This is a genomic window from Zophobihabitans entericus (genome assembly GCF_011745665.1).
Lineage (GTDB): Bacteria > Pseudomonadota > Gammaproteobacteria > Enterobacterales > Orbaceae > Zophobihabitans > Zophobihabitans entericus.
Map to the genome: position 1 here is coordinate 2,528,487 of NZ_CP050253.1, position 22,530 is coordinate 2,551,016.

At 40.1% G+C, this 22,530-nt stretch carries 21 protein-coding genes and 2 tRNA genes; 6 read left to right on the forward strand and 17 right to left on the reverse strand.

Annotated features, from left to right (window positions below; translation table 11 throughout):
- Positions 1–64: 64 nt before the first annotated feature.
- The 6 genes from infB to secG all read right to left on the reverse strand — a co-directional run bounded on the left by infB (position 65) and on the right by secG (position 5,514).
- Positions 65–2,743 carry a translation initiation factor IF-2 gene (gene infB / locus IPMB12_RS11435; protein WP_166917546.1) on the reverse strand — a complete coding sequence of 893 codons (2,679 nt, stop codon included), beginning with the start codon at positions 2,741–2,743 and terminating at the stop codon, positions 65–67.
- 25 nt (positions 2,744–2,768) lie between these two features.
- A complete protein-coding gene (gene nusA / locus IPMB12_RS11440; protein ID WP_166917547.1) occupies positions 2,769–4,241 on the reverse strand; it encodes a transcription termination factor NusA in 1,473 nt (490 codons plus the stop codon).
- 18 nt (positions 4,242–4,259) lie between these two features.
- Positions 4,260–4,712, reverse strand: a complete 453-nt coding sequence (gene rimP, locus IPMB12_RS11445; protein ID WP_166917548.1) for a ribosome maturation factor RimP — start codon at positions 4,710–4,712, stop codon at positions 4,260–4,262.
- A 169-nt stretch (positions 4,713–4,881) separates the two neighbouring features.
- A tRNA-Met gene (locus IPMB12_RS11450) sits at positions 4,882–4,958 on the reverse strand.
- Positions 4,959–5,024: 66 nt separating this feature from the next.
- Positions 5,025–5,111, reverse strand: a tRNA-Leu gene (locus IPMB12_RS11455).
- 61 nt (positions 5,112–5,172) lie between these two features.
- Entirely contained in the window at positions 5,173–5,514 is a 342-nt protein-coding gene (gene secG, locus IPMB12_RS11460) for a preprotein translocase subunit SecG (RefSeq protein WP_166917549.1), read from the reverse strand.
- Positions 5,515–5,694: 180 nt separating this feature from the next.
- On the opposite strand from secG, the gene thiI reads away from it, so the two are divergent.
- Positions 5,695–7,149 carry a tRNA uracil 4-sulfurtransferase ThiI gene (gene thiI / locus IPMB12_RS11465; protein WP_166917550.1) on the forward strand — a complete coding sequence of 485 codons (1,455 nt, stop codon included), beginning with the start codon at positions 5,695–5,697 and terminating at the stop codon, positions 7,147–7,149.
- A 306-nt stretch (positions 7,150–7,455) separates the two neighbouring features.
- Here thiI and IPMB12_RS11470 read toward each other — a convergent pair whose 3' ends face one another.
- The 10 genes from IPMB12_RS11470 to pepN all read right to left on the reverse strand — a co-directional run bounded on the left by IPMB12_RS11470 (position 7,456) and on the right by pepN (position 15,866).
- The gene (locus tag IPMB12_RS11470) at positions 7,456–8,031 is read right to left on the reverse strand and encodes a DJ-1 family glyoxalase III (protein ID WP_166917791.1); all 576 of its coding nucleotides are present in this window, start codon (positions 8,029–8,031) and stop codon (positions 7,456–7,458) included.
- 90 nt (positions 8,032–8,121) lie between these two features.
- A complete protein-coding gene (murA, locus tag IPMB12_RS11475) occupies positions 8,122–9,375 on the reverse strand; it encodes a UDP-N-acetylglucosamine 1-carboxyvinyltransferase (protein ID WP_166917551.1) in 1,254 nt (417 codons plus the stop codon).
- A 48-nt stretch (positions 9,376–9,423) separates the two neighbouring features.
- Positions 9,424–9,681, reverse strand: a complete 258-nt coding sequence (ibaG, locus tag IPMB12_RS11480) for a BolA family iron metabolism protein IbaG (protein WP_166917792.1) — start codon at positions 9,679–9,681, stop codon at positions 9,424–9,426.
- Positions 9,681–9,962, reverse strand: a complete 282-nt coding sequence (locus tag IPMB12_RS11485; protein ID WP_208293502.1) for an STAS domain-containing protein — start codon at positions 9,960–9,962, stop codon at positions 9,681–9,683. Before IPMB12_RS11485 ends, ibaG begins: the two co-directional genes overlap by 1 nt.
- Positions 9,963–9,968: 6 nt before the next feature.
- Positions 9,969–10,604 carry a phospholipid-binding protein MlaC gene (gene mlaC, locus IPMB12_RS11490; protein WP_166917552.1) on the reverse strand — a complete coding sequence of 212 codons (636 nt, stop codon included), beginning with the start codon at positions 10,602–10,604 and terminating at the stop codon, positions 9,969–9,971.
- Between the two features lie 3 nt (positions 10,605–10,607).
- Entirely contained in the window at positions 10,608–11,162 is a 555-nt protein-coding gene (mlaD, locus tag IPMB12_RS11495; RefSeq protein WP_166917553.1) for an outer membrane lipid asymmetry maintenance protein MlaD, read from the reverse strand.
- A 10-nt stretch (positions 11,163–11,172) separates the two neighbouring features.
- Complete coding sequence (mlaE, locus tag IPMB12_RS11500; protein ID WP_228720373.1) at positions 11,173–11,949, reverse strand: lipid asymmetry maintenance ABC transporter permease subunit MlaE; 777 nt, start codon at positions 11,947–11,949, stop codon at positions 11,173–11,175.
- The gene (mlaF, locus tag IPMB12_RS11505) at positions 11,949–12,728 is read right to left on the reverse strand and encodes a phospholipid ABC transporter ATP-binding protein MlaF (RefSeq protein WP_166917795.1); all 780 of its coding nucleotides are present in this window, start codon (positions 12,726–12,728) and stop codon (positions 11,949–11,951) included. The genes mlaE and mlaF overlap by 1 nt, the downstream gene beginning before the upstream one ends.
- 162 nt (positions 12,729–12,890) lie before the next feature.
- Positions 12,891–13,226, reverse strand: a complete 336-nt coding sequence (locus IPMB12_RS11510; RefSeq protein WP_166917554.1) for a rhodanese-like domain-containing protein — start codon at positions 13,224–13,226, stop codon at positions 12,891–12,893.
- An 18-nt stretch (positions 13,227–13,244) separates the two neighbouring features.
- A complete protein-coding gene (gene pepN / locus IPMB12_RS11515) occupies positions 13,245–15,866 on the reverse strand; it encodes an aminopeptidase N (protein WP_166917555.1) in 2,622 nt (873 codons plus the stop codon).
- 147 nt (positions 15,867–16,013) lie between these two features.
- Here pepN and pncB point away from each other — a divergent pair, with 147 nt between their 5' ends.
- From pncB to mdtH, 5 genes are all read left to right on the forward strand, one after another.
- Positions 16,014–17,234 carry a nicotinate phosphoribosyltransferase gene (gene pncB, locus IPMB12_RS11520; RefSeq protein ID WP_166917556.1) on the forward strand — a complete coding sequence of 407 codons (1,221 nt, stop codon included), beginning with the start codon at positions 16,014–16,016 and terminating at the stop codon, positions 17,232–17,234.
- Positions 17,235–17,264: 30 nt separating this feature from the next.
- Positions 17,265–18,665 carry an asparagine--tRNA ligase gene (gene asnS / locus IPMB12_RS11525; RefSeq protein ID WP_166917557.1) on the forward strand — a complete coding sequence of 467 codons (1,401 nt, stop codon included), beginning with the start codon at positions 17,265–17,267 and terminating at the stop codon, positions 18,663–18,665.
- 255 nt (positions 18,666–18,920) lie between these two features.
- A complete protein-coding gene (locus tag IPMB12_RS11530) occupies positions 18,921–19,940 on the forward strand; it encodes a porin (RefSeq protein WP_166917558.1) in 1,020 nt (339 codons plus the stop codon).
- Between the two features lie 129 nt (positions 19,941–20,069).
- A complete protein-coding gene (locus tag IPMB12_RS11535; RefSeq protein WP_166917559.1) occupies positions 20,070–20,528 on the forward strand; it encodes a methylglyoxal synthase in 459 nt (152 codons plus the stop codon).
- Between the two features lie 16 nt (positions 20,529–20,544).
- Complete coding sequence (gene mdtH, locus IPMB12_RS11540) at positions 20,545–21,750, forward strand: multidrug efflux MFS transporter MdtH (protein ID WP_166917560.1); 1,206 nt, start codon at positions 20,545–20,547, stop codon at positions 21,748–21,750.
- A 10-nt stretch (positions 21,751–21,760) separates the two neighbouring features.
- Here mdtH and IPMB12_RS11545 read toward each other — a convergent pair whose 3' ends face one another.
- On the reverse strand, positions 21,761–22,528 hold the full coding sequence (locus tag IPMB12_RS11545; protein WP_166917561.1) for a class II glutamine amidotransferase: 768 nt from the start codon (positions 22,526–22,528) through the stop codon (positions 21,761–21,763).
- Positions 22,529–22,530 lie beyond the last annotated feature (2 nt).

A 22,530-nucleotide genomic window follows, 5' to 3' on the forward strand; every position in this document is an offset into this window, starting at 1 on the left:
TCCTTATATAAAGGGCTATCTTATAGAAAACAAAGGCGAGAAATTCTCGCCTCATTTATGCTTGTTAGATGGTACGCTTAACTTCGATAGTTTCAAAGACCTCAATCATGTCACCTGCGCGAACATCATTGTAGTTTTTAACCCCGATACCACACTCCATACCGTTACGGACTTCGTTCACGTCATCTTTAAAGCGGCGTAATGATTCCAGCTCACCTTCATAAATAACGATATTATCACGTAATACACGGATAGGGTTGTGACGTTTAACCACACCTTCTGTTACCATACAGCCCGCGATAGCACCAAATTTAGGTGATTTAAACACATCACGCACTTCTGCCAGACCAATGATCTCTTGTTTGTATTCAGGCGCAAGCATACCGCTCATCGCTTGTTTAACTTCATCAATCAGGTCATAGATAACTGAATAGTAACGTAGATCTAAGCTTTCAGATTCAATCACTTTACGCGCAGATGCATCAGCACGAACGTTAAAGCCAAGGATAATAGCATTTGATGCTGCTGCCAGTGATGCGTCAGTTTCAGTGATACCACCTACACCTGAACCCACAATCTTCACTTTCACTTCATCAGTTGAAAGTTTCAATAATGAATCACTGATTGCTTCCACAGAACCTTGTACGTCAGATTTAAGTACGATATTTAGTTCAGATACATCGCCTTCAGTCATGTTAGTAAACATGTTCTCAAGTTTAGATTTTTGCTGACGAGCCAGTTTAATATCACGGAATTTACCCTGACGGTAAAGCGCAACTTCACGTGCTTTTTTCTCATCACGTACAACTGTGACTTCGTCACCTGCTGCTGGTACACCAGACAGACCTAAAATCTCAACCGGAATAGAAGGACCAGCACTACTGACTTCCTGACCGACTTCATTACGCATTGCTCTTACGCGACCATATTCAAAGCCACACAGAACGATATCGCCTTTATGTAAGGTACCTGATTGAATCAGAACAGTTGCAACAGGACCACGTCCTTTATCAAGGAATGATTCAATCACAACACCACTTGCCATACCAGTATCAATCGCTGTTAGCTCAAGTACTTCTGATTGCAGAAGGATCGCTTCAAGTAAATTATCAATACCTGTACCTGCTTTTGCTGAGACGTGCACGAACTGAGTATCACCACCCCACTCTTCCGGGATAACATTACGTTGTGCTAATTCATTTTTAACACGATCAGGATCCGCTTCAGGTTTATCAATTTTATTTACCGCAACAACCATTGGTACATTGGCTGCTTTAGCATGTTGAATCGCTTCAACAGTTTGTGGCATCACACCATCGTCAGCAGCAACGACCAGTACCACGATATCTGTTGCTTTAGCACCACGAGCACGCATTGAAGTAAACGCCGCATGTCCCGGTGTATCTAAGAATGTAATCATGCCATTTGGCGTTTTAACGTGATATGCACCGATGTGCTGAGTAATACCACCGGCCTCACCAGAAGCAATTTTAGTTTTACGAATATAATCAAGCAGAGACGTTTTACCATGGTCAACATGCCCCATGATGGTAACAACCGGCGCACGAGAAACTTTCTCTGCCCCTGTATCACGGTCGCTCATCAATGATTCTTCAAGTTCATTTTCACGACGAAGAATAACTTTATGTCCCATTTCTTCAGCGACAAGTTGAGCTGTTTCCTGGTCAATTACCTGATTAATGGTCGCCATTGCGCCCATTTTCATCATCACTTTGATGACTTCTGAACCTTTTACTGCCATTTTACTAGCAAGCTCAGCCACAGTGATGGTTTCACCGATCATAACATCACGGTTAACTGCCTGAGCTGGTTTAGTAAAGCTTTGTTGTAAAGAGCTTTTACCTTTTTTCTTACCACCACGAGTAATAACGCGTGCTTCTTCACGCTCTGCTTTACTTTCAGAAAGCTTGCTACCTTTCTTCTGTTTAGCAACACCACGTCCACCGCGACCAGCGCGACCACGTCCACTTTCAACTTCACGATCAGTTTCATCTTCCGCTGCACGCGCATATGTTGAAGTTGTTAAATGGTAATCCTGCTCATCTTCAGAGTCTCTCGTACTCTCTGAGTTGTTATACTGATCAGCAAGTTGACGAGCTTCTTCTGCCATACGTTTAGCATCTGCTTCAAGCTTACGACGATTTTCTTCTTCTGCTTTACGTTTGATTTCTGCAGATTCAGCTTCACGACGTGCTTTTTCAGCCTGAGCTTGTTTAGTTTTTTCATCAACTTCAACAGGTTTTGTTGTCGCCTGTTTTGTTTGTTTCGTCTGTTCTTGCTTCGCTTTTTCGGCTTGTTCTTTCTCTTTGCGAGCTTTTTCTTCTGCTTCGCGTTTTGCCTGAGCTTCTGCTTCTAAACGAGCTTTCTCTTCTGCTTCACGTTTTGCCTGCTCTTCCGCTTCTTTACGTGCTTTCTCTTCTTCAGCACGTAGCTCTTCCGGATCACGCTTCACAAATGTTCTGGTTTTACGAACTTCCACTTTAACTTCTTTCTTACCACCAGAACCGTGAATATTTAACGTATTGGTATTTTTCTTACGTTGCAGAGTTAACTTATTTGTTGATTGCTGTGGGCTTAAATGCGCCAGCAATGCTTCTTTTTCCTGTTGGCTAACGGTATCTGACGCGGTCTTTTTCATGCCCGCATCGGCAAACTGTTGCAACAGGTGTTCCACTGGAATATTAATCTCTTCCGCCAGTGTTTGAATCGCTACTTTTGTCATTCTGTTCCTTCCTGTTACGTTTTAGTTACTCATTAGCAAACCAGCAAATATTACGTGCTGCCATGATTAACTTACCGGCTTGTTCGCTGTTTAGCTCTTCAATTTCAGTTAAATCGTCAACACCTTGTTCCGCCAGGTCTTCGAGTGTAATAATGCCATGTTCAGCCAGCTTGTAAGCAAGCTCGCGTGTCATTTCTGGCATATTTAATAAATCTTGTGCTGGCTGTTTATCGCCATGACTTAATGCAATTGAAGTTAATGCGTCTTTAGCACGTGTTCTTAGTGCATCAACCAAATCTTCATCAAAATCTTCAATCTCAAGTAGTTCATTGACCGGTACATACGCTAGCTCTTCAAGAGAATTAAAGCCTTCTTCTACCAGCAATTTTGCTAAATCTTCATCGATATCAAGATGTTGCATAAAGTTTTTGATTGCAGCAAAAGATTCTGCATGATGTTTTTCCTGCAGTTCTTCAACTTTCATCACGTTCAATGTCCAGCCCGTTAGTTGTGACGCTAAACGAATGTTTTGTCCGTTACGACCAATTGCCTGTGGTAGATTTTCTGCTTCAACGGCGATATCCATAGTGTGTTTATCTTCATTCACCACAATAGAAACAACATCAGCAGGAGCCATGGCATTGATCACGTATTGCGCCGGATTATCATCCCACAATACAATATCGATACGCTCACCACCAAACTCGTTAGAAACTGCCTGCACACGCGCACCACACATACCCACACAAGCACCAACCGGGTCAATACGACGGTCATTACTTTTCACCGCAATTTTAGCGCGCGAACCAGGGTCACGAGCTACGCCTTTGATGTCGATCATCTCTTCACCAATTTCTGGCACTTCGATTCTAAATAACTCTTCCATCATTTGTGGATTAGAACGGCTGACACCAAGTTGCGCTGGTTTATTTTCGTTTTCAACGATGTATAAAATACCGCGAATACGATCACCAACACGGAAGTTTTCACGCGGTAACATATCTTCACGAGTCATCATTGCTTCAGCATTGTTGCCTAAGTCCAGAATGATGCTGTCACGGTTAGTTTTCTTAGCAATACCTGTTACGATTTCACCAATTCGGCTACGGAACTGGTCAATCACCATTGCACGTTCAGCTTCACGTACTTTTTGTACGATAACTTGTTTTGCGGTTTGGGTTGTAATACGGTCAAATGCCACAGAATCAATTTGTTCTTCAACATAATCGCCCAGTTTTACACTTGGGTCTTCAAAGTTTGCTGCATCAAAAGTGATTTCACGAATTGGCTGAGTCACCTCTTCAACAACTAACCAACGACGGAATGTATCATAATCACCTGTTTTTTGATCAATACGAACCACAACATCGATATCTAAACCGTTTTTCTTTTTAGTCGCTGTTGCCAGTGCCGTTTCTAAGGCTTCAAAAATTTTATCTCTTGGCAAAGCTTTCTCGTTTGATACCGCTTCAACTACCGCTAAAATCTCTTTATTCATCCTTTTTACCTACTTAAATTAAAATTTAGGCACAATATTCGCTTTTTGGATATTACTAAAAGCAAATACTTCATCTTTTCCATCAACAGTTAATGTGATCATTTCACCTTCAATAGCTTTAATCACACCTTGCCATTTACGACGATTAAACATCGCAATACGCAAAGCAACTGTCACTTCTTGTCCAATAAATCGTTGATAGTGCTCAGTCGTAAATAGTGGTCGGTCTAGTCCCGGAGACGATACTTCCAGGTTATATGCTGCTGTAATTGGATCTTCAACATCCAGTACAGCACTGACCTGACGACTGACATCAGCACAATCATCAACAGTAACACCATCATCACTATCGATAAAAATACGTAATACAGGGTAACGACCTCGAATATATTCGATGCCGACTAATTCGAAACCCAGTGCATTCACAGGTTCCTGAATAATTGCTGTTAATTGCTGTTCTACGTTGCTCAAGCAATTCCTCCACTGCAAAAATAAAAAAAGGGCTAACGCCCAACATTGTTAAGTTCTATCCAAGAAAATCTGTTGGACTAACTTTCTGTTGTCTGTACTTTGGACAATAAAAAACCCCGACAAGCGAGGCAATAAACATCATTGAGCCTATACATACCACAGAAGAAAGTGGTTGCGGGGGCTGGATTTGAACCAACGACCTTCGGGTTATGAGCCCGACGAGCTACCAAGCTGCTCCACCCCGCGTCAGATGGATTGAGAGTATACATTATTTTGTTAAAAATGCAACTGTGTTAATTGTCATTCTGGAAATGGTGCCGAGGGCGGGACTTGAACCCGCAAGCCCTTTCGAGCACTACCACCTCAAGGTAGCGTGTCTACCAATTTCACCACCACGGCACTTACAATAATTACAATTTTCTTACAATAAATTAGCAAATCAGCAGTTAACAAATTAATGTTAGTCAGGAATATCCAATGCTGGATTTGTCGCTGGTTGTTCTGGTGTAACAACTTGTTCTACAGGTACATTATCTTCGATATTATCAAAATCACCTCTTGAAGACGATGTTGATAAGCTACCTAAGTTCGCCAGCACTAAGCTGATAACAAAGAATAGCAGACCAAGGATACTGGTTGAACGAGTTAAGAAGTTACCTGTTCCGGCTGAACCAAATAGAGTCGCAGAAGCCCCAGCACCAAAAGAAGCGCCCATATCAGCACCTTTACCATGCTGAACAAGAACTAAACAGATGATTGCCAGAGAAATCACTAAAAATGCGATTAATAGAATTTCGTACATTTCGACCTACAAAAATTTTATGCTAAATATAACAAATATTGATGGCGAATATTAACGAAAGCAAGCAAAACAAGCAAGCAGATTTTACCAATTTACGTAATATAACTGAAAACAAAGGTACGCTTTTTCCATGAAAACAGTATAATGGCGGGCAATTTTTAATTGCTATGATCACCTAATATGAAATTTATTATTAAGCTTTTCCCTGAAATTACCATTAAAAGCGATTCCGTTCGTTTACGCTTTATCAAGATTCTTACCAGCAGTATTCGTAATATTTTAAAACATCATGTCGAAGATATCGCAGTCGTCAGACATTGGGACTATATTGAGGTTCGTCCTAAATCAGAGGCGACAGAAAAAATTGCTCAGGACTTGTTAACTCGTATTCCAGGTATTCACCATATCTTAGCTGTTGAAGAGCTACCATTTACTGATATGCATGATATTTTTGAAAAAGCGTTAGCTGCATATGGGACATCAATCGAAAATAAAACCTTTTGTGTGCGAGTCAAGCGTCGCGGTAAACATGAATTTACGTCAATTGATGTGGAACGATATGTAGGCGGTGGTTTAAATCAACACGTAGCATCAGCCAAAGTAAAATTAACTAAACCAGACGTGACTGTTAATTTGGAAATTGAGGACGATAAGCTATTACTAGTTAAAGCCCGTTACGAGGGCCTTGGTGGATTCCCAATTGGAACTCAGGAAGATGTTATCTCTCTGATCTCTGGCGGCTTTGATTCTGGTGTGTCCAGCTATATGTTGATGCGCCGTGGTTGTCGTGTTCACTACTGCTTTTTTAATCTGGGCGGAGCGACACATGAAATTGGTGTAAAACAGATGGCTCACTATTTATGGAGTCGTTTTGGTAGCTCACACAAAGTTCGTTTCATTGCCATTGATTTTGCTGATGTGGTTGGTGAAATTTTAGAGAAGATCGATGACAGTCAAATGGGTGTAATCTTAAAACGTATGATGGTCAGAGCGGCATCACAAGTTGCAGAACGTTATAAAGTAGAAGCAATTGTAACCGGTGAAGCGCTTGGTCAGGTTTCCAGCCAGACGTTAACTAATTTACGTTTAATCGATAACGCCAGTGATACTTTAATTCTGCGCCCACTGATTACTCATGATAAAGAGCATATTATTAAACTGGCCAGAGAGATTGGTACTGAAGATATCGCTAAAACCATGCCGGAGTTTTGTGGCGTGATATCTAAAAGCCCAACAGTTAAGGCAGTAAAAGAGAAGATTTTGGCTGAAGAGCAAAATTTTGATTTTGAGATTTTAAATCGTGCCGTAGCAGAAGCTGAAAATATTGATATTCGTGATATTGCCAAGCAAACCGAGCAGCAAATCCAGGAGGTGGAAACCGTTACAGCTTTTGGTGAGAACGACATTTTAATTGATATCCGCTCCCCTGATGAGCAGGAAGACAAACCACTCGAGCTGGATAATGTGATAATTCAGTCTATTCCTTTCTATAAATTAGCGACTCAGTTTGCTGGTTTAGATTCCAGTAAGAATTATCTACTTTATTGTGAGCGTGGCGTGATGAGTAAATTACAGGCACTCTATCTGGCGGAAAATGGGTTTACGAATGTTAAGGTGTTTAGAGGGAAGATCTAAACAGGGTTGTGTGAAGGCGGGGCACACCCCCGCTATGCGTGTGTCTTTTTGTATAGTGATGTTATTAGTGTAGGTTTTGAGCGGACTGCGCCGCCCGAGCGCAATCTTTTTCTTAAAAGCGCGACTACGTCGCGCAACTAAAAATATTATGATGCTATTAGCAGGTTTTCGCGCGGGGAGCACGCCCCGCTCACAACCATACTTATAAATAATACTAAACATCTATTTCTTCAAATAAATCAAATGGTTATTCAAATAATCATTAATCCATAACTCATTGATTTATTTAAAGAATTTTACAAATATTTACTTGTAATTATAAATACCACTCGGCAGCACTAGCTGGCCGGCAACCTCTGCTGCTTTTTCTTTTCCAAGTAACGTATCAATAATTTTTAGTGCAAAATCAATCGAAGTTGCTGGCCCCTGACTGGTTAAAACCCGATTTTCAGCATCATAATAAGCGCGATCATCTTTCCAAAATTTAAAGTTACCTTTCGTCGTCGGGAACCCCGTCATATACGCAGTCGGGAATAAATTATGATGCTGAAAAACCATAGCTGGCGAGGCACAAATGGCGGCTACAACTTTACCATCTTTGTGAGTTGTTTTTAGCTTTTCAATAACATCCGGAGAATCACGGTAATTTTCGGCCCCTTTCACACCACCAGGCAGGATCACTACATCAAAATCCATATCTTTTATTTGTGAAAATGTCTTTTGTGCTAAAATGATCACACCTCTGGAACAGTGAATTTCCCGGTGCTCTGTGATACTTGCAGATGTCACATAAATACCTGCCCGAGTCAGTAAATCAATAACTGTAACAGCTTCAGTCTCTTCACAACCATCTGCCAGTAAAATCAGTGCTTGTTTACTCATCATTTTCTCCTTCTGACTAAAACAAAAAGCCATTTAATAACTCAGTTTATACTGTAATTAAATGGCTTTTATCAAGATTGATGTTTAATACTAACTAATACGTTCGATCTTGGCCCCAAGTCCACGTAATTTTTCTACAATATTTTCATACCCGCGGTCAATATGGTAAATCTCATCAACAATCGTCGTCCCATTAGCAATACAACCTGCCATCACCATACTTGCTGATGCACGTAAATCCGTTGCTGCCACTTGCACACCCGTTAACTTATCAACTCCGTGCGTAATTAAAGTATTACCTTCAATTTCAGCTTTAGCTCCCATACGAATCAACTCTGGTACGTGCATAAAGCGATTTTCAAAAATCGTTTCATTAATAATACCCGTTCCTGTCGCAACCATATTGAGTAATGAAAACTGTGATTGCATATCAGTTGGGAATCCCGGATACGGCGCAGTATAAATATTCACAGCCTTAGGACGTTTGCCGTGCATATCAAGCATGATCCAGTCATCCCCGGTTTCAATTGTCGCACCCGCTTCACGCAATTTAGCCAGTACCGCATCAAGGAAGCCCGGACAGGTCTTATGACAGGTAATTTTACCGCCAGAAATAGCCGCTGCAATTAAAAACGTACCTGTTTCAATACGGTCAGGCAGGATTGAATGGGTACCACCATGTAAACGTTCAACACCTTCAATAGTAATATGGTCAGTACCGGCACCACTAATTTTAGCACCAAGTGTATTAAGGAACTTAGCCGTATCAACAATTTCCGGCTCACACGCTGCGTTTTCAATAACGGTTTTACCTTCCGCCAGAGTTGCTGCACACATAATAGTGACCGTTGCACCAACACTCACTTTATCCATAAAAATATGTGCGCCTTTTAAACGACCATCAACAGTGGCTTTAACATAACCCTCTTCAAGAGTAATCTTAGCACCCAGTTTTTCAAGACCATAGATATGTAGATCAACTGGTCTGGCACCAATGGCACACCCCCCCGGTAGAGCAACCTGCCCCTGACCAAAACGAGCAACTAGTGGCCCTAAAGCCCAGATAGATGCGCGCATGGTTTTAACCAGATCATATGGAGCACAATAGTTATTCACCTGACTGGCATCAACATCAACAAAACCATTGCGATGAACTTTTGCACCGATACGCTCAAGCAGTTCAAGCGTAGTATCAATATCTTTTAATTTTGGTACATTGCGAATTTCGACTGGCTCAGCGGTCAGTAATGACGCAAATAAAATAGGTAATGCCGCATTTTTAGCACCAGAAATTGATACATCACCACTAAGTTGTACCGGACCTGTAACTTTAAACTTTTCCATATGACTCTCTGACTTTTATTATTCTTTACGGGTACTATTCTTTACAGACTACAAACCCATTAACTTTCTTTCACGTCGCCACTCAGTTGGCGTATATGTTTTAATTGATACTGCGTGAATACGATTATCTGCAATATAAGCAGCAAGCGGAGTAAAAATAGTTTGCTGTTTTTTGACCCGACTCATCGTATCAAATATTTCACCTACAGCAATAATCTGAAAGTGGCTGCCATCTTCACTGGAAACATGGACTTCATCTAAATCAACGGCATTTTTCAATACCTGAGAAATTTCATCGTTCGTTATCATTGTACTTTTATCACTGTAGATAGGTTATAGAGCTCAATCAAGGTACTTAGCTGACTACTGACACCACGCAATGCAATATCATGATGAGTGCAATAATAGGCAAGCAGTGCCAGCCCGGCAGAATCAACGCGAGTTAATGCAGAAACATCTATACTCTGCATATTTTGTGCGATGTCGGTTTCCTGCCAGATAGTGTTTAGAGTATTACGGTCAAGCACACCACTTAAGACTAGTGTCTGTTGTTGCTTTTGCCATTGTACCGATTGTGACATATTCATGTTTAATTACTTCGTTTGTTCCGGTTTAACCGGCTGACTGGCAAGTTGTTGCAATTGCTTAGTTAGCGCATCAATGCCGTTTTGACGAAGTGTCGTCGCCCACTCATTTTGTTTAGTGGTGATCATGCTGACACCTTCAGCAATCATATCATAAGCTTTCCACTCACCTGAGCGAGTATTTTTACGCCACTGAAAATCTAAACGAATTGGTTGTTGGTTTTTATCCGCGCTGATAAGCAGAATACGAATAGAAACAATACTTTTACCATCAACACTTTTCTCAGCCTCAACCTGATAGCTTTGGCCATCATATAATGATAAAGCTTGTGCAAATGCCTGCACTAAATAATCCTCAAATGCAGCAAAATAAGCGTCACGCTGAGCTTCTGTTGCATCGCGATAGTAGTTACCTAAAATCAGTGCACCGGCATATTTAGTTTGTACATAAGGGAGTAAATCCTGACGAACCAGATCTTTTAGAAGATCAGGATTACGTTTAATATCAGCCTGTTTAGCATCAAAGGTTTTAAACAACTGATCAGCTGCCACCTGCATTTGTTTATATGGGTTAGTTGTACCGTCAGCTGCCATAACTGATGACATAAAGAAAAATGCTACAATAACGAGCGCTTTTTTTAACATATCTTATTCCTTCTTCTCACTTTCACCAGTCTCTGAAGTATCTGATTTATACAGGAACTGGCCAATTAAATCTTCAAGCACCATTGCCGGCTTGGTATTGTGAATCACAAAACCTTCACTGAAATAGGCTGGTCGATTATCTGCTGGGGCTGCTGGTGCATCCGGTGCATCAAGCATATCCAGCTCATCTTCAATACTTTTATCAATTCCAAGGTCAACAGAAATAAACTGTTCACCAAGTAAGCCTGAGGTTTTGATCGATAACGCACTGCTGCTTGGAATAGTTTTATACTGGCTTTGAATATCCATTGAAACATAGGGTTTATAAGTTTCAGAATCTAATGAGATATTATCGATTCGGCCAATCACCACACCACCAATTTTAATCGGTGAACGTGCTTTTAAACCACCTACGTTATCAAAAATAGCATATACACGATAGCTTGAGCCACTGCTAATTGAACTGGCATCTGTAACTTTGAAACAAAGAAACAGTACAGAACAAATAACGATCAGCATAAATAGACCGACTGTAATTTCTACTTTTTTACTTTGCATTTATGTGACCTCAACTAAACATTAATGCGGTTAGAATAAAATCTAACCCTAAAATCGTTAATGATGAATAAACAACCGTACTGGTTGTTGCTTTACTGATTCCTTCTGATGTAGGAACACAGTCATATCCGTTAAAGAGAGCAATCCATGTTGATGCAATGGCAAATACAAAGCTCTTGATAAAGCAATTCATCGTGTCATGCCAGAAGTCCACATTACTTTGGATGGACGACCAGAAAAATCCGGAATCAATACCTTTCCACTCCACACCAACAATTGCCCCACCGAGAATACCAACGGCAACAAAGATAGCGGATAAGAATGGCATACAGAAAAAACCCGCCCAGAAACGCGGAGAGATAATACGACGCAGCGGATCAACCGCCATCATCTCCATACTTGAAAGTTGTTCTGTGGCTTTCATTAAACCAATTTCAGCAGTCAGTGCTGAGCCTGCGCGTCCGGCAAATAATAGCCCTGTCACAACCGGCCCAAGTTCACGCAGTAAAGACAGCGCAACCAACATACCCAGGCTAGCTTCTGCACTAAATGTCGTCAGAATAAAATAGCCTTGTAAACCAAGCACCATACCAATAAACAGACCAGAAACAATAATGATAGTGAGTGATTGCACACCAACAAAATAGAATTGCTTAATCAATAAAGGAAATTGCTTTCTAAACTCAGGACGCCCGATCAGTGCACCAAATAACATCATGCCTGAACGACCAAGCATTGCACAAAAATTAATCCCGGACTGACCCAGTTTAGCTAAAAAGTTCAGCATCAGAGACGACCTCCTGCATTGATAAGGTCATTTTTATAATTATTCGCCGGATAGTGGAAAGGTACAGGACCATCAGCTAAACCTTCTAAGAATTGTTTCACTCTCATATCTGAGTTATTACGCAGCTCATCTGCCGTACCACCGGCAATAATACGCTGCTCTGCAACAATATACGCATAATCAGCAATACTTAATACTTCGTTCACGTCATGGGTTACCACGATACAGGTCAGCCCTAAAGAACGGTTAATCTCGGCAATCAGTTTAACGATCACGCCCATTGAGATCGGATCTTGTCCGGCAAACGGTTCATCAAACATAATTAAATCAGGATCAAGTGCAATCGCTCGAGCCAGTGCTGCACGTCTGGCCATACCACCAGAGAGTTCAGAAGGCATCATATAGGCTGCACCACGTAGTCCAACTGATTCTAATTTCATTAACACTAAATTATGTAAGATAGGTTCAGGTAAATCGAAGTGTTCACGCAGAGGATAAGCCACATTATCAAAAACATTAAGATCAGTAAACAGAGCCCCTGACTGGAATAACATGCTGATACGTTTACGTACTTCATAGAGACGGGAACGGGATAAGGCTGGAATATTATGTCCATCAAACAGGATAGTGCCACTTTGTGGTTTTAGTTGCCCACCGATTAAACGCAGTAATGTGGTTTTACCAATACCGGAAGGCCCCATAATCGCGATCACTTTGCCTTTTGGCACCACAAGATCCATATTTTTATAGATAGGACGGCTACCCCGGTAGAAAGACATATCATGAATTTCAACCAGATTCTCTTGCGAAGAAAACGTTGTAGTCTGTGTCACGCAACAATCCCTATTGTTCAATTATTTGGGTATTCTACTAGAAAATCGCCTGAGAAACAAAGTTCCCATGATCTTTCTGAGCTATCATTTATTGTTATAAAAATAGCCTTAGTAAATAGCCATTGTCCGGTCAACGTTTTTCGCCCACTGGTCAATTCCACCAGCTAAGTTATAAATTCGCTCAGCATCAAAACCCGCTTCAATCAGATAATGTGCAACCGATAAACTTCTTACTCCATGATGGCAATAGATTACAATATCTTGTTCATCGGGAATTTTATCCATATTTAAAGGGATCATATTCATCGGAATGTGCACCGCGCCATCAAGAGTACAAATTGCGACTTCTCTGGGCTCACGAACATCTAACAGGAAGATTTTGTCGTGATTTTTAATTTTCTCTGCTAATTCTAAAACGGATAGCTCCTGTACAACTTGTTCCATATCCACGTTGGTTATTCCTTAACTAGCCAGTGCTTTAGTAATTTTTTCATATAAGTCATTAGATAGCTTATCCAGTTTTAATAAACGTTCTAAGGCTGATCTCATCAATTTTTGACGTGTTGCATCATAGCGTTTTAAACGAATTAACGGGTCGATTAAACGTGCGGCTACTTGTGGGTTTTTCTGATTCAGCTCCATCAGCATTTCCACTAAAAAATCATACCCTTTTCCATCAATTGCGTGGAAAGCGACTGGATTATTAGATACAAATGCACCAATCAGAGAACGAATACGATTTGGGTTAGACAGACTAAATGACCGATGAGTCAGTAGTTTTTTCACTTGCTTTAATACATCTTTAGCCGGACTTGTCGCTTGCAGTGCAAACCATTTATCCATAACTAAACCATCCTGATGCCATTTATCTTCAAAATCCATCATCAGTGCATAATGGCACTCTAGCTGAGCTTTCATGGCTGCTGAAAGCGCAGCAAGCACATCAGTCATATTATCGGCAGAGCGATACTGAGTTTTAACCAACTGATTTGCCATCATTTGATCTGGTGACGTCGCCAGATAAGCTAAACAGCAGTTTTTCAGTGCACGTTTAGCAATATCATTATGTTCAATTTGATAATGCGGTGTTTTATTAGTTTGATAAACTGCCCAGAGCTCATCCTGCATCTCTGTTGCAAATTGTTGAATAATATACGCACGCACCAAAGCGATAGCATCAGGGTCAACAACATCAAATAAGTTGGCGATTTCATTTTCTGAAGGCAAAGTCAGCATTTGAGCAATCAACGCTTTATCTAACACATCAGATAGCAGAACTGCCCTAAAAGCATCGATCACATTTTCTGGTAATTCCAGTGGTTGGTTGTTTTGAGCGAGTCTGACATTTAAACGAATATATTTGGCCAATAAAGTCTGCGCTGCATCATAACGGCTAAATTCATTAGTAGCGTGCTGCATTAAAAATACCAGTTCACTATCCTGATAATCATAATGTAGTTTTACTGGAGCAGAAAACTCACGCAGAAGAGAAATCACCGGTTTTTCCGGTACCTGATCAAAAATAAACTGCTGCGTTGCCTGCTGAACATTCAAGACGTGATGTACCGCTTTACCCTGATGTTGCAAAGCAATCACTTGCCCTTTTGAATCGTAAAGTTCAATATCCAGTGGAATATGTAGGGCTTGTTTCTCTTTCTGATCAAGAGTCGCCGGAGTTACCTGAGAAACAGTTAAAGTATATTGTTTAGTTTTAGCATCATAATGATCTGTTACAGTGAGTTCTGGCGTACCTGACTGGCTATACCATAATTTAAAGTGAGTCAGATCAATACCAGACGCGTCCTGCATCGCCTGTACAAAATCATCGCAGGTTGCAGCACTACCGTCATGACGCTTGAAATAGAGCTTCATCCCTTTCTGGAATTTTTCTTCTCCAAGCAGGGTATGCATCATACGAATCACTTCAGAACCTTTCTCATACACAGTTAATGTATAAAAGTTATTCATTTCAATAACCTGATCAGGACGAATCGGATGCGCCATTGGACTGGCATCTTCAGTAAACTGAGCACTACGCATAACGCGCACATTATTAATTCGATTGACGGCTCGTGAACCTAAATCTGAACTAAATTCTTGATCACGAAAAACCGTCAAACCCTCTTTTAAGCTAAGCTGAAACCAGTCACGGCAAGTCACGCGGTTACCTGTCCAGTTATGGAAGTATTCATGACCAATAACTGACTCTATCCCTAAATAGTCATCATCTGTTGCGGTATCAGCTTTAGCTAGTACGTATTTAGAGTTGAAAACATTAAGCCCTTTGTTTTCCATCGCGCCCATATTAAAGAAATCAACAGCTACGATCATAAAAATATCTAAATCATATTCCAGATCAAAGCGCTCTTCATCCCAGCGCATGGAGTTTTTTAAACTTTCCATCGCCCAGTAAGTACGGTCTAAGTTACCGCGGTCAACATAAATTTCAAGCTCGATATTACGTTTGGATTTCGTCACAAAGTGATCTTTTAATACATCAAAGTCACCAGCAACGAGTGCAAACAGATAACTTGGTTTTGGGAATGGGTCTTGCCACTGAATCCAGTGACGACCATTGTCCAGCTCACCCTGAGAAATACGATTACCATTAGAGAGCAGATACGGATATTTTTGTTTATCTGCAATAATTTTAGTCGTAAAACGAGCCAGTACATCCGGACGATCTAAGTAATAAGTGATATGACGGAAGCCTTCAGCTTCACATTGTGTGCACAGTGCATCACCAGAAACGTATAATCCTTCCAGCGCAGTGTTATCAATTGGTTTGATTTCATTTACAATAGTTAATGTAAAATCAGACGGTACATTATTTAGGAGCAGTGCAGATTCAGTTAACTGGTAATCTGTCCATGGCTGTTCATCGATATTAACCGAAACCAGCTTGAGATCTTCTCCATCTAACACAAACTGGGTTGCTTGTGCATTTTTGCGAACAACCTGACTTCTGGCTGTGACTGTAGTGATTTCTGCAGCAAGTTCAAAAGTAAGTTCAATATCTGTAATAGTGAAATCAGGTTGTTTATAATCTAATCGATATTTAGCTGTTGGTTGTGTCTGGCTCATACTTTAATCCATAAAAAATCTGAAATTATGTGACGTATCACTAAATTATATATAAAAAAATCAAGAATTGATGATTAATATACTCCAAAAAAATTATTCTGCTATAATCACCGGACGAATCCCGTTTTATATTATTAACAACTACACATGCTAACACATTGTAAAAAACCTTCATCCGAACCAATCCTGAAGTCCATACTTGATACTGATGCATATAAATTACATATGCAACAAGCGGCCTTTCACCATTATCCGGATGCGGTTGTTGCGGCAGAATTCCGCTGCCGAAGTGACGACTTATTAGGTCAGTATGCTGATGAGATCCGTCATCAGGTTCAGTTAATGGGACAATTATCCTTAACCAACGATGAATTTAATTATCTTTCTTCTATTCCTTTTTTTAAAGAAGACTATTTGTCCTGGCTGAAAGATTTTCGTTATAATCCGTCTCTGGTAGATATTCAGGATGTTAATGGTCGTTTAAATATCAGAATTGAAGGTCGCTGGCTGGACGTTATCTTATGGGAAGTTCCCCTGCTTGCTGTGGTAAGTGAAGTTATTCATAGTCAAAGAACAGCAAATATTGGTGTGCCAGAAGCGCTGGAACGTTTGAAAGTTAAGCTCAACCAATTTAAATATGATACAGCAGACTTGGATCTTTCCCAGTTTCATCTTATGGATTTTGGTACGCGTCGCCGCTATTCTGCCGCGGTTCAGGAAGCGGTAGTTGTTCATTTAAAAGAGTATTTTCCCGGCTTTAATAGTACCAGTAATTACCATTTAGCTCATAAATATGGGTTAAATCCGGTAGGTACTCAGGCGCATGAATGGTTTCAGGCACATCAAAGATTAACGAATAATCTAGGCGATAGTCAGCGTTTAGCGCTGCAAGTTTGGTTAGATGAATATCCAAATGATCTTGATATTGCATTAACAGATTGTATTACTATGGATGCATTTCTGCATGATTTTAATAAATCATTTGCAGAAAGTTATCAGGGATTACGTCATGATTCAGGTGACCCTATTGAGTGGGGCGAAAAGGCTATTGCTCATTATGAAAGTTTAGGCGTTGATCCGAAAAAGAAAATTTTAGTTTTTTCTGACAGCCTTAATTTCACTAAAGCTATAAAAATTTATAAACACTTCTATAATAGAGTGAAATTATCCTTTGGTATCGGTGGTCATTTAACGTGTGATCTGCCTTTAACTGATACATCAAATACCAAAGCATTAAATATTGTGATTAAATTAGTTGAATGTAATGGTAAAGCTGTAGCAAAATTGTCTGATAGTCCAGGGAAAACAATTTCTCAGGACACAGCATTTATTGCTGAGCTAAAACGTGCATTTAATGTCAAAGATTAATTTTATTTTAAATAATAAAGAGAGTTTGTTATGTCTGTTGCAACAATTGTTGATGTTTTACAAGGTAAAATCGCAGTAGGAAGTACAGTAACTGTACAAGGCTGGGTCAGAACACGTCGTGACTCAAAAGCAGGGATTTCTTTCCTGGCTGTTTATGATGGTTCTTGTTTTAGTCCTATTCAGGCTGTTATTGAAAGTAATCTGCCTAACTATCAGCAAGACGTTTTACGTTTAACGACAGGCTGTTCAGTACGTGTAACAGGAAAAATTGTTGAGTCTCAAGGTCAGGGCCAACAATTTGAGTTACAAGCATCACAAGTTGAAGTCATGGGCTTAGTAGAAGATCCAGATACTTACCCAATGGCCGCTAAGCGTCACTCTATCGAATACTTGCGTGAAGTTGCTCATCTGCGTGCTCGTACTAATATTGTTGGTGCTGTTACCCGTATTCGTCATACTTTAGCGCAAGCTATCCACCAATTTTTTGATGAACAAGGATTCTTCTGGATCTCTACACCAATTATTACTGCTTCTGACACTGAAGGGGCGGGTGAGATGTTCCGTGTTTCTACTTTAGATTTAGCAAATTTACCAAAAACACCTAAAGATGATGTTGATTTTGATAAAGACTTTTTCGGTCGTGAAGCATTTTTAACAGTATCTGGTCAGCTAAACGTAGAAACTTATGCTTGTGCACTATCTAAAGTTTATACTTTTGGACCAACATTCCGCGCAGAGAACTCAAATACAACTCGTCACTTAGCAGAATTCTGGATGATTGAACCGGAAGTCGCTTTTGCTGATTTAAATGATGTCGCTGGTTTAGCTGAAAAGATGCTTAAACATGTCTTTAAAGTCGTTCTTGAGCGTCGTGCGGATGATATGCAATTCTTTGCTGAGCATGTTGATAAAGAAGCAATTACTCGTTTAGAACAATTTGTCAGTTCTGACTTTGCTCAAATCGATTATACTGATGCGATTGAAATACTCCTTGCCAGCGGTCAAAAATTTGAAAACCCGGTAAGCTGGGGAATTGATCTATCATCTGAACATGAACGCTTCCTTGCAGAAAAACACTTTAAAGCACCTGTCGTCGTTAAAAACTATCCAAAAGATATTAAAGCATTCTATATGCGTATGAATGAAGATGGCAAAACTGTAGCCGCTATGGACGTCCTTGCGCCGGGTATTGGTGAAATCATCGGTGGTTCTCAGCGTGAAGAGCGTTTAGATAAATTAGATGAGCGTATGCTGGCAATGGGCTTAAATAAAGAAGATTATTGGTGGTATCGTGATCTTCGTCGTTATGGAACTGTGCCACATGCAGGATTTGGACTTGGATTTGAGCGCTTAATCGCGTATATTACAGGCATACAAAATGTGAGGGATGTAATTCCATTCCCAAGAACACCAAGAAACGCGAGTTTTTAATAGAGTAAAATAGTAAGAAAGACAAATTATTGGTCAAAAAATAAGCAAAGAGACCGTATTTTCTATATAGACAGCACTTTTTCGTAAAAGTTCGCTTGATTTTATAAAAAAATAAATATAATTTGTCCAATTGAAATAATTGGTAATAGTTTAAATACGTTTTTTCTATTATCACGATAACACTGACACCAAACTCTCAATGGTGAAAACCTAGAGCAGTGGCAGGTGTCCTAATAACACCAATGAGGGTATAAAATGAAACGTAATCTACTAGCTATCGCTATCCCGGCTCTTCTAGTTGCTGGCGCTGCTAACGCATCTATCGAGATCTGGAACAAAGATGGTAACAAATTAAACGTGAACGGTCGTGTTTACGCATTAAACTACATCACTTCACATGAAAACACTACTGATGTTGACGGTGACCACACTACAGCTCGTTTAGGTTTCACTGGTGAAACTCAAATCACTGATTCTCTAGTTGGTTACGGCCGTGCTGAGTGGAACACTAACGTAGGTAAAGGTGCTTCAACTGAAACTCGTTATGCGTTTGCTGGTTTAAAATTCGGTAACTTAGGTTCTATCGATTACGGTCGTAACGACGGTATCGTTAAAGGCTTAACAGCTTATACCGACGTATTACCAGAGTTCGGTGGTGATGCAACTGCTTACAACCTAGGTGGTCGTACTAGCAGCGTATTAACTTACCGTAATGCTGATTTCTTCGGTTTAGTTGATGGTTTAAGCTTCGCATTACAATATGCTGACGGTGACCAATATACTGATATCGACGACACAACAACTCCAGTAACAAAAACAACTGGTTTTAACCACGAGTCATACGGTATTTCTGCTGATTATGCAATCCTAGATTCAGGTTTCTCTGTAGCTGGTGTATATGCTGAAACTTCAAAAGATAACCTAAAAACTTGGTCTTTAGGTGCTAAATACGACGCTAACAACCTATATGTAGCTGGTATCTTCATTCAAGAGAAAGATGATTTCCAAAAAGTACAAGGTTATGAAATCGTTGCTCAATACGGTATCGACTTTGAAGTTGGTCGTTTAACTCCATCTGTTGCTTACATCCAACATAAAGACAAAACTGCTGATGCAGATTTAGTTAAATATGTAGAAGTTGGTGCAACTTATGACTTCAACAAAAACTTAAGCGCAATCGTTGACTACAAAATCAACCTTCTTGATGAAGATGATGGTTTTGCTAAAGGCGACACTAAAGACACAGTTGCTCTAGGTTTAATCTACCAATTCTAATTAAATATAGAAATATATTTATATGAATCTAAAAAAGGCACTTCGGTGCCTTTTTTTATTGCCTCATATTGCACTTTATAGTTAACTCTGATAAAACCATAAATTATATATGGTTAATAAGGATCTAACATGCAACTCACCAAACGTCTTATCCCTGTCAAAAAGAATATTGCCTTAGTTGCTCATGACCACTGTAAAAGTAGTTTATTACAATGGTGTGAAACCAATAAACAAGAGCTTTCCCTACATAATTTATACGCTACAGGCACAACCGGAACACTTATTCAGAAAAATACTGGTTTATCTATCACAGCAATGCTGAGTGGCCCGATGGGTGGAGACCAACAAATTGGTGCACTTATCTCCGAAGGTAAGATCGATATCTTAATTTTCTTCTGGGATCCATTAAACGCAGTACCTCATGATCCTGATGTTAAAGCTTTATTACGTCTGGCTACAGTCTGGAATATTCCGGTAGCGACTAACCGGGCCACAGCTGACGTATTTGTTAATTCTCCACTTTTTAATAATGAACTTGAAATAGAGATCCCTGACTATAATGGATATTTAGCAGCCAGAATTAATTAACTTTACGAGAGATAATATGCCACTCCCCTCGAAAGCCCGTAAAATGGGCAGAACAATTTTATTATTAGATAATCTATTTATTGTTCTTGGGTTTTTTATTGTATTTCCGTTAGTTTCTACTCACTTTGTAAGCCAAATTGGTTGGAGTGCCCTCTTTGTTGGCTTTGCTTTAGGTTTTCGTCAATTCGTTCAGCAAGGATTTGGAATTATTGGTGGCGCCATCGCCGATCGCTTTGGTGCTAAACCAATGATTATCTCTGGCATGATTTTACGCGGTCTGGGATTTAGCTCTATGGCACTTGCCAGTGAGCCCTGGATTTTAATTCTCTCCTGTTTACTGTCAGCTCTAGGCGGACTCCTGTTTGATCCTCCTCGCATGGCTCTGGCAATTAAATTCACACGTCCACATGAACGTGGTCGATTCATCTCATTACTCATTATTCAGGATAATGCTGGTGCGGTTATCGGTGCTTTAATCGGCGGCTGGTTGATTGATTATGACTTTCAGTTTGTCTGCTGGATGGGGGCGCTTATTTTCTTTTTATGCGCTATCTTTAATGTGATATTCCTGCCTAACTATCATATCTCTGTCAGTAAGGCTCCAATTATTGCTGGTATGAAATCAGTAGTAAAAGATCAAAAATTTCGCTCTTATGTTCTCACCCTGACAGGCTACTATGTTCTCTGGGTACAGGTTATGCTGATGTTACCTCTTACTGTAACTGTCATATCCGGTAGCCCTAGTTACGTAAAATGGATGTATGCTATTCAGGCCATGCTTTCGCTCGGTTTACTTTACCCTATTGCGCGCTGGAGTGAAAAACGTTTCCGCTTAGACCAAAGGCTTATTTTTGGGCTTTGTCTGATGACTTTTGGCTTTATTGTCATTACATTTATTTCTGAGCTATATCTGCTGTTTATCTTTATTGCTATTTTCTATTTTGGTTCAATCATCGCAGAGCCAGCCAGAGAAACCTTAAGCTCATTTTTAGCGAATCCAAGGTCTAAGGGTAGCTATATGGGATTTAGTCGCTTAGGGCTCGCCCTAGGCGGTTTTATAGGCTATACAGGTGCAGGATGGTTGTATGATATTGCTAATCAGATTAATTTCCCTAAATTACCATGGATAATTTTATCAGCGATCGGAATATTAACCCTGATCAGATTAAAATATTTATTCAGAAATGAACAACCGCACGTAAAAACAACACATACACTATAAAAAATATTATCTACTTTATCTGTAAACCGTTTTTAAATAGTTCGTAATGTTCTGGCTGAATTTTATGCCAGTGCTCGTTACTGGTTAGTGGCTGAGTAGCAATAACAGTCACAATATCAGTCGGCGAAGTATGTTTTTGAAAGTCAATTTCTACTTCTTCATCAATGAGTTTAGCTTTACCAAATGGTGCCTGCCTTGTGATCCAGTGTAGGTTAGTTGAGCAATAAGCAATAACGTATTGCCCGTCAGACAATAGCATATTAAACACACCAAGCTTACTGAGCTCTTTGGCACACTTAGCAATATAGCGAAATACACCTGCCCACTGTTTAGGCCTTTGCGGATATTTAGTGATCAATTTATGTAATAGATAACAAAAAGCATATTCACTATCTGTTTCACCAACCGGTTGAAAAAAACCTGTTTCTAACTTCTGATAATCTGTCAACTGCCCGTTATGAGCAAACGTCCAGTATTTTCCCCAGAGTTCCCGGGTAAAGGGATGCGTATTTTCTAAAGCCACGACACCACTATTAGCCTGACGAATATGGGCAATAACCGCCATAGATTTAATCGGGTAGTTCTGTACCATGTTTGCTACTGGTGAAAGATAACTGGGTTCAGGATCTTTAAAGGCACGATACCCCTTACCTTCATAGAAGGTAATTCCCCAGCCATCTTTATGAGGCCCAGTACCCCCACCTCGTTTTACCAGTCCAGTAAAACTAAAGCAGATATCTGTTGGCACGTTGGCACTCATTCCCAGTAGTTCACACATAA